The following is a 12,083-nucleotide window of genomic DNA, read 5'->3' on the forward strand; positions in this document are numbered from 1 at the left end:
ATGGGAAGATTAGCCGTATACAAATTTGCCTATTTTTTATCTATCCTGTTCACAATCTTCATTCTGGGACTTTCCATCTTCGCTTACTTCTCAGGTAAAATAAATCCGGTGGAGAATATGTTCGCCGCATACGTTGCCTTAAGCAAACCTATACTGGTGGTTGTCAATACGATATTATTTATTTACTGGCTCATCAGACTACGGTATTGGTTATGGATTCCATTGACGGGTCTGATAGTAAATTACGAATACATCACTTCCATGTACCAAATTTATAACCCTACCAAATATGCTAACGAGAACAGATTGAAAGTAGTGACTTACAATGTCCACTCATTTGGAAATGAAATTACGGGATTCTCCGCCAAGGAGTTTGCCGAGATGATGAACAAGGAGGAAACGGATGTACTTTGTTTTCAGGAATATAGAGGCAATGGCGACTTTACGGAACAAGACTTACAGAATACGTATGCTAAAATATTCCCTTACTCGTTTATCCCCGAAGGATTGAGTCAGGCCATTTACAGCCGCTACCCCATCAGACAGTCACAAACAATAGAATTTCCGAATACCAACAACGGAGCCATCTGGGCCGACCTGGATGTAAAAGGTATGACGATACGCATCATCAACGTGCACATGCAGACTACCAGCTTTGACAGAATGCGTTCCAAAGCAGCACAGGCTCGGGGAGAACAAGATGAGGAACAGGAAAGAGGCATTTATCTGGGCTATTCTGACAACTTCCGGGAAAATACTGTCAGACGTGCCGGACAGGCTGAACAAATCAGTTCGCTGATCAATGCCACGGAATATCCCTTGATTGTATGCGGTGACTTCAATGACCCTCCGGGAACTTTTACTTATGAAACTCTGAAAAACGGTTTGAAAGACGGATTTCAAACCGCTGGAGAAGGGTACGGAGCCACTTATCGGGGGTTTCACCATTTACTACGGATAGACTACTTGTTCCATTCCACCTTATTGGAAGGTATAAAGTATAAGGTGATTCCTTATGATATGAGTGACCATAACCCGGTATATCTGGAGGTGGGGCTTTGATAAATCACTTCTTCAAAGCTACCGAAAAGAAGAAAGTGGAACCTTTTCCCTCTTCAGACTCAAACCATAAACGCCCACCATTCTTAACAGCAAAATCCTGACATAATAACAAGCCTAATCCGGAACCTTCCTCATTATTCGTTCCGTATTTGCTGAAATGAGTTTCCGTGTTCAACAGTTTCTTTTGGTCTTCCTCACTCATGCCTTTTCCGGTGTCTTTTACACTGACTATGACTTTATCACCCTCTATTTCGGCATTAACCAGAATTTCGGAATCATTATAACTGAACTTAATTGCATTGCTGAGAAGATTACGCAAGATGGTTTTCATCATATCCATATCGGCATGTACCTCAATCTTTCCATGCACCGGGAAGTTCACCTTTATATTCTTCATACCGGCTACCAGATTGAAAATTTCGATAACCGAAGCAATATTCCCCACAATATCAAAGTCCTGATAAACTACATTCAGCTTGCCTATCTGGCTTTTAGTCCATTTCAATAAATTATCCAGCAAAGAGAAAACATCCTCCGTACTTTGATTGGCCATGCTCAGCATATCAAACATTTCCTTACCGATCTGTTCGGACGGAAGACTGAGTATCAACATATTGAGCACCATTTTAATGGATCCCATGGGTGAACGCAGGTCATGTGCGATAACAGAATATAACTTGTCGCGCCCCATAATAATCTTACGCAATTCTTCCGTTTGCTTCATGATGATCCGTTTGGCGGCAATCAGGGATATCTGATGGGTAACACGGATCACAAGCTCTTCCTTATTAAAAGGTTTGGATATAAAATCATTCGCACCTACCTTGAAACCCTTCACTATATCGGCAGTGGTATTCAAGGCTGTCAGAAATATAATAGGAATATGTTGTGTTTCCGGATCGGCTTTCAATCGTTCGGCAACTTCAAAACCATTCATCTCGGGCATCATGACATCCAACAAAATCAAATCGGGACGGGCATTGACCGCCTGGGATAATGCCTCCTTTCCATTACCGGCAGTTATCACCTTAAACTTCTCGTTTGTTAACAACACTTTTAACAACAAGACATTAGAAACCACATCATCCACAACCAAAACAGTGTACTCAGAATGACTTATTACAACATTTACATCCGGTGTCATAGGTATATATTATTTAGCCAGAACACTTTTAAAATAATCAATCACTTTCATCAGCCCCTCTTCCAGATGAATGTGAGGCTCCCAATCCAGCTTTTCTTTTGCCAGAGTAATATCCGGCCTGCGCTGACGAGGGTCATCATGAGGTAAAGGTTCGAAAATAATGTTAGAATGAGAACAGGTCAGTTCCAATATCTTCTGAGCCAGTTCGAATATGGAAAATTCGCAAGGGTTACCGATATTCACCGGTCCTGTGAAGTGATCTTCCGTAGCCATCATACGTATCATCCCTTCCACCAGATCATCTATGTACTGAAAACTACGTGTCTGTTTTCCGTCTCCATAAATGGTTATATCTTTATCTAGCAATGCCTGTACCACAAAATTGGAAATTACACGTCCGTCATCGGTCAGCATATTAGGACCATACGTATTGAATATGCGGATTATTTTTACCAAAACGCCATGTTGACGGTAATAATCCATGCACAAAGTCTCGGCACAACGTTTTCCTTCATCATAACAAGACCGGTAGCCTATGGGATTCACATTTCCCCAATCTCCCTCCCTTTGGGGATGCGACAACGGATCACCATACACCTCACTGGTAGAAGCCTGAAGTATTTTTGCTTTGTTACGCTTCGCCAGTCCCAACATATTAAACGTGCCGAAGACAGCCGTCTTCGCCGTTTTGATAGCATCATGCTGATAATGTATAGGAGAAGCGGGACATGCCAGATTGTATATCTCGTCCACATCCGTCCAAAACGGATTAATTATATCGTGTTCTATCAGTTCAAAGCGCGGATGCCCGATCAGGTAACTTATATTCTCTTTACTCCCCGTGAAAAAGTTGTCTAAACATATAACAATATTACCTTCCTCTATCAGACGAGTGCATAGATGTGACCCTATAAATCCTGCGCCTCCCGTTACTAGGATTCTTTTCATTCCCCTTATTTTTACTTTATTTTATGTTTAGCAAAAATAATTGATTCCCTTCACTTGTGCAAACATTTAAAACAAGATTATTCGTTATCTTTGCAAATACTTTGTCAAAATGAGATTTATATGAAGAAATATCCTTGTGTATTAAGTATAGCAGGATCCGATTGCAGCGGAGGAGCCGGCATACAGGCTGACCTGAAGACCATCTCCGCCTTGGGTGGTTATGCTGCGACAGCCATTACTGCAATCACCGTACAGAACACTTTGGGAGTACGTGCCATACATCCCGTACCACCGGTATATGTACGTGGGCAGATAGAAGCCGTAATGGAAGATATCCGTCCGGATGCTGTTAAAATAGGTATGATTAATGATGTGGAAATAGTCGAGGCCATAGCCTCCTGCCTTCGTACATACCGACCCCGTTTCGTTGTGTTCGATCCGGTCATGGTATCGACTAGCGGACACCGGCTGATAGAAGAGGACGCCATCAGTGCACTGACCCGGGAACTGATGCCTCTGGCCAGTCTGATTACGCCCAATCTGAGTGAGGCGGAAGTATTGACGGAACACTGCATAAGCAATGTGGACACAATGAAAGCTGCCGCATCGGAATTATTAAAATTCGGTTGCGGATCCGTTTTACTGAAAGGAGGACATTTGGAGGGCGACAAGATGTGCGATGTATTACAAACAGCTGGAGAAGACAAGCCTCATCTCTTTATCTCAGATAAGATAGAAAGCAAAAACACACACGGAACAGGATGTACTCTTTCTTCCGCCATTGCTACTTTTCTGGCACTGGGATATGATATGCCGCAGGCCGTAGAACATGCAAAAGCATATGTCACCAAAGGAATCCACGCCGGGAAAGACGTGCATATAGGCGAAGGACACGGCCCGCTGAATCACTTTTACGCACCTGTTCCGATGAAAACAATGAAATAATTTGTCAATGTGCTAATTACCATGCGGTACATAATGCAGCATATTAGCAAATTGCCTCATTATTATTCCGTAGTTCCGAAAGAAATAATTAACTTTGCAACGTTTTTAAACCAAAATAGGAAAAATATGAAAGCATTTGTATTCCCCGGACAGGGAGCACAGTTTGTAGGTATGGGTAAAGACCTGTACGAAAACTCGGCTTTAGCCAAAGAACTTTTTGAAAAAGCAAACGACATTTTAGGATACCGTATCACAGACATCATGTTTGAAGGTACTGACGAAGACTTGCGCCAGACTAAAGTAACTCAGCCTGCCGTTTTTCTGCACTCGGTAATTTCCGCTCTTTGCATGGGTGATGATTTCAAACCTGAAATGACTGCCGGACACTCGCTGGGCGAATTTTCCGCATTGGTTGCAGCCGGAGCATTGTCTTTCGAAGATGGTCTGAAACTGGTTTATGCACGTGCTATGGCTATGCAGAAAGCTTGTGAGGCACAACCCTCTACGATGGCTGCCATCATTGCATTGCCTGACGAAAAAGTAGAGGAAATCTGTGAAGCGATTTCTAAAGAAGGAGAAGTGGTAGTGGCTGCCAATTATAACTGCCCGGGACAAATTGTCATCTCAGGTTCTATCGAAGGAATCAACAAGGCTTGCGAGCAAATGAAAGCTGCCGGTGCTAAACGTGCCCTGCCGCTGAAAGTGGGAGGCGCCTTCCACTCTCCGCTGATGAACCCCGCCAAAGTGGAACTGGAAGCTGCTATCAACGCTACTGAAATTCATACTCCGAAATGCCCTGTATATCAGAACGTGGACGCTTTGCCTCACACAGATCCCGCTGAAATCAAGGCAAACCTGGTAGCTCAGCTCACCGCTTCCGTACGCTGGACCCAGACAGTGAAGAATATGGTTGCCGATGGTGCCGATGACTTTACCGAATGCGGACCGGGTGCTGTACTGCAAGGACTGATCAAGAAAATTGATGGATCGGTCAACGCACACGGTATTGCTTGATAAACAAAATTCAGTTATTATAAATTTTATACGGATTACCGGAATATGCTGAGTAATCCGTATTTTTTTTATGGCATTTCACAAAAATATTCGTAAGTTTGTCGATATCTAAACGAGATCAGACTATGAATGAATTTAAATATAACATTGGTTATGCCCTGAGCGGAGGATTTATAAAAGGATTTGCCCATTTGGGGATTATGCAGGCTTTGCATGAACATGGCATCAGGCCGGAAATACTTTCCGGAGTAAGTGCAGGTGCTCTTGCCGCTGTCTTCTATGCCGACGGCAAAGAGCCTTATCATATTGTTGAACTTTTTGAGCACCATTCATTCAAAGAACTGACCACTTTTTCTATCAACAAACAAGGTCTGCTGAAACTGGATAGTTTTATCGATTTCTTAAACAGCAACTTGGAGTCGAAAACGATAGAAGAACTAAAAATTCCCACTATTATTACCGCCACCGATTTGGATCACGGACGCATCGTTTCTTTTAAAAAAGGGAAAATAGCCGAAAGACTGGCTGCTTCCTGCTGTATGCCTATCTTGTTTGCCCCCATACGCATCAACAATACATATTATGTAGATGGAGGAATCTTGATGAACCTGCCGGTCAGCCCCATTCGCAAAGAATGCGAGAAAGTGATAGCACTCAATGTAGATCCGCTGGTAGCAGATGAATATAGCAAGAATGTGGTAAGCATCGCACTCAGAGCCTATCATTTTATTTTCCAAGCCAATACACTGCCTCAAAAAGGGATTGCAGATTTGCTGATCGAATCATACGGACTGGAAGAATACAGCAACAGAGAACTGGAAAGAGCCGAAGAGATATTCGAAAAAGGATACAATACGGCAACGGAACTCCTGGACAGACTACTCCTGGAGAATGGAACAATTTGGAGATAAACAAAAAAAAATAAAATGGATACACAAGAAAAAATTATTATCTATCAGGTATTCACCCGTTTATTCGGGAACAACAGCCTGCGTTGTAAGCCTAATGGTTCTTTGGAGGAAAACGGTTGCGGAAAAATGGCCGATTTCACGACAAAGGCTTTAAACGAGATCAAAACACTGGGTGCTACACATATTTGGTATACAGGTATCATTGAACATGCTACCCAAACCAATTATACCCGCTATGGCATCAAACCCGATCATCCCGCAGTAGTAAAAGGAAAGGCCGGATCACCGTATGCCATCAAGGATTATTATGATGTAGACCCTGATTTGGCAACCAGTATCCCGGACCGTATGAAAGAGTTCGAGAATCTGGTAACACGAAGCCACAAAGCCGGATTGAAGGTCATCATTGATTTTGTCCCCAACCATGTAGCCCGCCAATATGGTTCAGACGCCAAGCCTGAAGGAGTAACCGATTTGGGTGAGAAAGATGATGTGACAAAAGCTTTCAGCCCCAACAATAATTTCTATTATATTCCCGATACAAAGCTGGAAGGCAATATTGACCTGCACCGTGGCGCAGCGGAACCTTACATAGAGTTTCCGGCAAAAGCAACCGGTAATGACCGTTTTGACGCATGGCCCAACTCCAATGACTGGTATGAAACTGTGAAACTGAATTATGGTATAGACTACTTGAACGGTCATAGCCGCCACTTCGAACCGATTCCGGACACATGGGTGAAGATGCGTGACATCCTACTGTTCTGGTCTGCCAAAGGCATTGACGGATTCCGCTGTGATATGGCAGAAATGGTTCCTGTAGAATTCTGGGGATGGGTGATTCCGCAAATCAAAGCTGAACATCCGAAACTGATCTTTATCGCCGAGGTCTATAATCCGGGAGAATACAGAAATTATCTGTTCAATGGCAAATTCGACTATTTATATGACAAAGTAGGTCTGTATGATACACTACGTGCCATTACCTGCGGATGGGAATCGGCAACTGCTATTCCACAACGCTGGCAAAGCTTGGGAGGTATTGAAAAACGAATGCTCAATTTCCTGGAAAATCATGACGAGCAGCGCATAGCTTCCGATTATTTTGCCGGAAACGGCTCAAAAGCCATCCCCGCAATGATTGTATCGGCTTGCATGAATACCAATCCGGTCATGATTTACTTCGGGCAGGAATTGGGAGAACATGGCATGGATACGGAAGGTTTCAGCGGGCGTGACGGAAGAACTACCATCTTTGATTACTGGAGTGTGGACAGCATACGCCGCTGGCGCAATGGAGGCAAGTTTGACAATAAATTCCTGAATGAGGATGAAAAGCAATTGAAACAATTCTATACCCGTCTGCTGAATATATGCAACAGTGAAAAAGCCATACGGGAAGGTGTGTTCTTTGACTTAACCTATGCCAATCTGGCCGGATGGGTATTTAACGAACATAAACAATACGCCTTTTTACGAAAACAGGATGATGAACTGATATTAATTATGGTTAACTTTGACTCCATACCGGCACGTTCAGCCGTCAATATTCCGCAACATGCGTTTGATTATTTAGGCATCCATCGTTATGGAGAATATGAGGCAACCGAATTGCTGACCGGAAACACAGAGAAGCTGACTCTTATGCCGGACAAAACAACTCCCGTATTACTAGATGGAATGAATGGAAAAATTCTGAAATTCAAGCTATAGTTTCCCACCACAGATTACTCAGATTAACACAGATACAGATTGAAATAAGCAATAAATCGTATTTCAATCTGTGTAATCTGTGGTAAAAAACATTTTAACTCTAGGAAAATACAAATTCCTTCATTGTCCTATCTCTTCAACAGACCGATTTTCAAGTTCAGCTTAAAATAATAGACTCCGTTCTCACGTTCCAGATATCCGTATTTATCTTTTTCAGTAGAACTTTTCTCAAACCGGGAATTAACAAACAGGAAATCGGCAAATACCTGACGGTCAGCCTTCTGATAACAAAGTACCTCTCCATTACCATTTACAAACAGAAAACCGGATATGGCAGAATCTATCCCATTAAATATCTTGGCAGGACGCATTCCTAAAGCCAAAGCCATAAGAAACTGCTTCATCTTATATTCATAATAACTATGCTTATGGATCAATTCATCCTTTATTTTCAACGGATTGATTTGTTTGATTGCTTCTGTCAGGTCACTAACTTTGGATATACCATCCAAATGCATGACACGCAACATCTCGCCCAACATACGGGGAAAATGAAGATCTATCATGCAAAGATTACTACGGAATACCTTATCGGCCACATCATTATATTTTAAGATTCCTCCCAAGCGTTCTATCATCAACATACGTCCTGCCACATCATCTTCTTCACCAAAAGCATTAATTTTGTTTACGGTAGGAGTAGCGAATTTAACACCTGTCTGCTCAAACTTCAAATTGGCGGTACGCCCTCCATCCAACAACGGGAACATAGTTCCCAAACGGGAACGAACGCAAAAACCTACCAACGGAGCCTCTATACTGTAAAAAGCAACATAGAAATCAGTACGGTCATCCGTCTTTGCTTCCAAGTCATAAATGGCGACTTCATCTAAAAATTCTTCTACACCGTCGGGAGACATCACATCATTCTCTCGGCTCTCTTTGACAGCAGCAAAAACCAACTCTGCCACAGCCGCAAAATCCTCACGAGGTATCTGCTTATCTATCTTTTCCCCACAAATACGTACGGTCGCCTCATCCTCCAGAATATAACGGCGTGTCCCGTCATGTTCCTCACGCTGTACCATCGCCACAGGAAGCTTTTGCACTTCATTCCTTTTCACATCAGGCGTACCTGCATACACATATCCGTCCGCTAACAAGCGGAAAAAGGCGTAAAGCTCGCCCCACTCTCTCTTTGTCGCTTCAAATGCCATATATTTTCTCTTTTTACTATCGTCTGCTATTTTTTAACGGCTGCAAAGATACGCAAAAGAAGTCTTAAAAAACAGGTTTTCGAGAAACGCAAATATTAAACAATGTTATATAGCATACTTTTTAAGTCTGATTATTTGCTATTTTCCAAAAAGTCCGTACCTTTGCAATGTGTTTTTCATAGTATTAGATTTAAGGTTAACAAAGGTTGGAGCAAGGCGTTGCTCCTTTTTTATTTTATCCCCCTTACTTTTACGATAAAACAAGTATTTCTTTTAATCCAGAAACCTCGACCTATCTTCAATCGTTCTCAACAGAATCCCTCCGACAGGATAATCAGGTAGAAATTTATGAAGGGAATGCGGATGTGATTTACGTTCCAATCGAACCGATGAATTAGCATTTATCAACAAATGTATCACAAATCACTGCATTTCCATAAACCTGTTCCTTATCCGGTTTGTTCTAAATGGCAAAGACAATCTTTATAAATGATAGAATCATGAAATTAAAAAAAGGAAGTATTGCATTACTAACATTGGCAGGTATGTTCTATATGAGCGTACAAAAAGCGGATGCATGCACGCGTGCCGTCTATATCGGACCGGACCATATGGTAGTAACCGGACGTACAATGGACTGGAAAGAAGATATTATGAGTAATATCTATGTTTTCCCCAGAGGAATACAACGTGCAGGATATAATAAAGAAAATGCCGTGAAATGGACTTCAAAATACGGCAGCGTCATTGCAACAGGATATGATATAGGTACGTGTGACGGAATGAATGAAAAAGGATTGGTTGCCAGTCTGTTATTTTTGCCAGAATCCGTCTTTGACCGTCCGGGAGATACACGTCCTGTCATGGGAATCAGCATATGGACACAATATGTACTGGACAATTTTGCCACCGTACATGAAGCTGTTGAGGAGCTGAAAAAAGAATCATTCCGCATTGATGCTCCCCACATGCCCAACGGTTCAGCTTCCACTCTTCACCTGGCTATTACAGATGAAACAGGAAATACAGCGGTTTTGGAATATCTGGACGGGAATTTAAGCATACACGAAGGAAAAGAATTCCAAGTGATGACCAATTCTCCACGATATGATTATCAGTTGGCTATCAATGATTACTGGAAAGAAGTAGGAGGATTGCAAATGCTGCCGGGCACGAACCGTTCCAGCGACCGCTTTGTGCGTGCCTCTTTTTATATACATGCAATCCCTCAGACTCCGGACGCTAAAATAGCTGTACCCAGTGTACTCAGTGTGATGCGTAATGTATCTGTCCCTTTCGGAATTACCACACCGGACAAACCTCATATATCTTCCACCCGCTGGCGTTCTGTATCCGATCAGAAGAATAAAATATATTATTTTGAATCGGTCATGACTCCTAATCTGTTTTGGTTGGATTTGAAGAAAATCGACTTCAGTCCCAAAGCCGGAATCAAGAAACTGCCCCTCACCAACGGAAAGATTTATGCAGGAGATGCTGTAAAAGATTTAAAAGACAGCGACTCATTTGTATTCTTATTCCAAACCCCTGTGATGTAAAACAGTAAAAATCAATATGACGTTCATGCCTCATTAAAATCGGTTAAGAGCCTCGTGAACGTCATACTTTTCTGCAAAAGTACTCCCCTCCGGCATTGAGTATCTTTTAAAATTCGTTGTTTTATAATAATACAAAAGCAATCATTTCCTCTCTGCTTCCTTATTACAAAAGAATAATTTATCTTTGAACGGATTTTAATATCCCATCAAAATCAGAACAAAAATAAAATAACTATGGAACAACCATCACTCAACGACCATAATAAACAGGAATACCCTCCCATGCATACTACAGAGCATGTCATAAACAGGACAATGGTCAATCTTTTCGGATGCGGACGGGCAATATCCGCCCATATAGAACGCAAAAAAAGCAAGCTGGATTTTGCGCTGCAAACCTGTCCGGAAGAAGCGGATATTATAAGAATAGAAAACACCGTAAACGAAGTATTGCGAAGAAATTTGCCCGTTACAATGGAATTTATCTCTCAAGAGGAAGCTATAGGGCGCTTTGACATGAAACGTTTACCGGAAAAAGCTTCCGAAACCGTACGGATTGTAAAAGTCGGCGATTACGACGAATGCCTCTGTATAGGTCAACACGTGAAAAATACGTCCGAAATAGGTACATTTAAAATTATAAGCCACGACTATAAAGACGGAATCTTCCGTATGCGGTTCAAGCTGATATAGAACAACTGTCAATCTGTCCCCCTAAAATTACAAATTGGCAGTAGCCTTGACAATCAAATGTTTAAAGAGGCTTACCAACTTTTAATGCAAAGGTTTTAATCTTTAAGAAAACCTTTATAGGTTTAAAAGAGTGCAATATAAACCGCATATCATCGAACTAATGGTATGCGGTTTGCATTATGGATAGTGAATGACAAAGCCGAAAGGTGAAGGAATTCAGAAATAAACAAAATGTTTAACCAAAACCTATAGGAGATTAAGATTATGATGCCAGTAAGAAGATCAAACCAAACATGGTTACCAAGTATTTTTAATGATTTCTTTGATAACGACTGGATGGTAAAAGCCAATGCAACAGCTCCCGCCATCAATGTTATTGAAAGTGACAAAGACTACAAAGTAGAAGTCGCCGCTCCGGGAATGACCAAAGAAGACTTCAAGATTCATATCAACGAAGACAACGACTTGGTTATCTCTATGGAAAAGAAAACAGAAAGTACCGAAGGTGATAAAGAAGGCAAGAAAGAAAGCCGTTACTTGCGTCGCGAATTCTCTTATTCTAAATTCCAACAGACATTGATCCTGCCTGATGATGTAGATAAAGATAAAATTGATGCAAAAGTAAACGATGGTGTATTAACTATCGAGTTGCCGAAACGTACGCCGGAAGACAAAGAAAAAGCAGCCAAGGTTATCGAAGTTAAATAACATGCTCTCAAATTCAGAAAAGAGGGATTGCCGCAGAGGCAGTTCCTCTTTTGTTTTTATAAAAGTCCGTTTCTATTCCCTATGAGTCCATCGTAATCTTACAACCCAAAGATATAAATCTTTCACCTGTAAGATCTATAATCTTCCGGGGGTAAGATCTATAATCTTC

11 protein-coding genes are annotated in these 12,083 nt (G+C 41.7%); 8 read left to right on the forward strand and 3 right to left on the reverse strand.

All coding sequences use genetic code 11. From position 1 onward, the window contains the following. The gene (locus tag BVU_RS19970; RefSeq protein WP_005843117.1) at window positions 1-1,062 is read left to right on the forward strand and encodes an endonuclease/exonuclease/phosphatase family protein; all 1,062 of its coding nucleotides are present in this window, start codon (window positions 1-3) and stop codon (window positions 1,060-1,062) included. A gap of 4 nt (window positions 1,063-1,066) precedes the next feature. Here BVU_RS19970 and BVU_RS19975 read toward each other — a convergent pair whose 3' ends face one another. Continuing rightward, the gene (locus BVU_RS19975) at window positions 1,067-2,206 is read right to left on the reverse strand and encodes an ATP-binding response regulator (protein WP_012055976.1); all 1,140 of its coding nucleotides are present in this window, start codon (window positions 2,204-2,206) and stop codon (window positions 1,067-1,069) included. 9 nt (window positions 2,207-2,215) lie between these two features. After that, window positions 2,216-3,154, reverse strand: coding sequence for a UDP-glucuronic acid decarboxylase family protein (locus tag BVU_RS19980; RefSeq protein WP_005843115.1), 939 nt, complete (start codon window positions 3,152-3,154; stop codon window positions 2,216-2,218). Between the two features lie 120 nt (window positions 3,155-3,274). Here BVU_RS19980 and thiD point away from each other — a divergent pair, with 120 nt between their 5' ends. The 4 genes from thiD to BVU_RS20000 all read left to right on the forward strand — a co-directional run bounded on the left by thiD (window position 3,275) and on the right by BVU_RS20000 (window position 7,737). Next, complete coding sequence (gene thiD / locus BVU_RS19985; protein ID WP_005843114.1) at window positions 3,275-4,099, forward strand: bifunctional hydroxymethylpyrimidine kinase/phosphomethylpyrimidine kinase; 825 nt, start codon at window positions 3,275-3,277, stop codon at window positions 4,097-4,099. A gap of 126 nt (window positions 4,100-4,225) precedes the next feature. Further along, the gene (gene fabD / locus BVU_RS19990) at window positions 4,226-5,113 is read left to right on the forward strand and encodes an ACP S-malonyltransferase (protein ID WP_005843113.1); all 888 of its coding nucleotides are present in this window, start codon (window positions 4,226-4,228) and stop codon (window positions 5,111-5,113) included. Between the two features lie 125 nt (window positions 5,114-5,238). Continuing rightward, the gene (locus BVU_RS19995; RefSeq protein ID WP_005843112.1) at window positions 5,239-6,024 is read left to right on the forward strand and encodes a patatin-like phospholipase family protein; all 786 of its coding nucleotides are present in this window, start codon (window positions 5,239-5,241) and stop codon (window positions 6,022-6,024) included. 15 nt (window positions 6,025-6,039) lie between these two features. Beyond that, window positions 6,040-7,737: an alpha-amylase family protein gene (locus BVU_RS20000; protein ID WP_005843111.1), complete on the forward strand. Its 1,698-nt coding sequence runs from the start codon at window positions 6,040-6,042 to the stop codon at window positions 7,735-7,737. Between the two features lie 128 nt (window positions 7,738-7,865). Here the strand turns inward: BVU_RS20000 and BVU_RS20005 are convergent, their stop codons facing one another. After that, window positions 7,866-8,954 (reverse strand): HpaII family restriction endonuclease, encoded by a 1,089-nt coding sequence (locus tag BVU_RS20005; RefSeq protein ID WP_005851449.1) that lies wholly within the window; start codon window positions 8,952-8,954, stop codon window positions 7,866-7,868. Between the two features lie 500 nt (window positions 8,955-9,454). Here BVU_RS20005 and BVU_RS20010 point away from each other — a divergent pair, with 500 nt between their 5' ends. The 3 genes from BVU_RS20010 to BVU_RS20020 all read left to right on the forward strand — a co-directional run bounded on the left by BVU_RS20010 (window position 9,455) and on the right by BVU_RS20020 (window position 11,914). Beyond that, entirely contained in the window at window positions 9,455-10,513 is a 1,059-nt protein-coding gene (locus BVU_RS20010; RefSeq protein ID WP_012055977.1) for a linear amide C-N hydrolase, read from the forward strand. A gap of 234 nt (window positions 10,514-10,747) precedes the next feature. Continuing rightward, window positions 10,748-11,206: a hypothetical protein gene (locus BVU_RS20015; RefSeq protein ID WP_005839660.1), complete on the forward strand. Its 459-nt coding sequence runs from the start codon at window positions 10,748-10,750 to the stop codon at window positions 11,204-11,206. Window positions 11,207-11,470: 264 nt separating this feature from the next. Further along, a complete protein-coding gene (locus tag BVU_RS20020; protein ID WP_005839658.1) occupies window positions 11,471-11,914 on the forward strand; it encodes an Hsp20/alpha crystallin family protein in 444 nt (147 codons plus the stop codon). Window positions 11,915-12,083 lie beyond the last annotated feature (169 nt).

It is taken from the genome of Phocaeicola vulgatus ATCC 8482 (genome assembly GCF_000012825.1).
Lineage (GTDB): Bacteria > Bacteroidota > Bacteroidia > Bacteroidales > Bacteroidaceae > Phocaeicola > Phocaeicola vulgatus.

Coding starts and splice junctions, on each gene's coding strand:
- fabD (WP_005843113.1), top strand. CDS start 4,226: ATGAAAGCATTTGTATTCCCCGGACAGGGAGCACAGTTTGTAGGTATG.
- BVU_RS19970 (WP_005843117.1), top strand. CDS start 1: ATGGGAAGATTAGCCGTATACAAATTTGCCTATTTTTTATCTATCCTG.
- BVU_RS20000 (WP_005843111.1), top strand. CDS start 6,040: ATGGATACACAAGAAAAAATTATTATCTATCAGGTATTCACCCGTTTA.
- BVU_RS20015 (WP_005839660.1), top strand. CDS start 10,748: ATGGAACAACCATCACTCAACGACCATAATAAACAGGAATACCCTCCC.
- BVU_RS19995 (WP_005843112.1), top strand. CDS start 5,239: ATGAATGAATTTAAATATAACATTGGTTATGCCCTGAGCGGAGGATTT.
- BVU_RS20010 (WP_012055977.1), top strand. CDS start 9,455: ATGAAATTAAAAAAAGGAAGTATTGCATTACTAACATTGGCAGGTATG.
- BVU_RS19980 (WP_005843115.1), bottom strand. CDS start 3,154: ATGAAAAGAATCCTAGTAACGGGAGGCGCAGGATTTATAGGGTCACAT.
- thiD (WP_005843114.1), top strand. CDS start 3,275: ATGAAGAAATATCCTTGTGTATTAAGTATAGCAGGATCCGATTGCAGC.
- BVU_RS19975 (WP_012055976.1), bottom strand. CDS start 2,206: ATGACACCGGATGTAAATGTTGTAATAAGTCATTCTGAGTACACTGTT.
- BVU_RS20020 (WP_005839658.1), top strand. CDS start 11,471: ATGATGCCAGTAAGAAGATCAAACCAAACATGGTTACCAAGTATTTTT.
- BVU_RS20005 (WP_005851449.1), bottom strand. CDS start 8,954: ATGGCATTTGAAGCGACAAAGAGAGAGTGGGGCGAGCTTTACGCCTTT.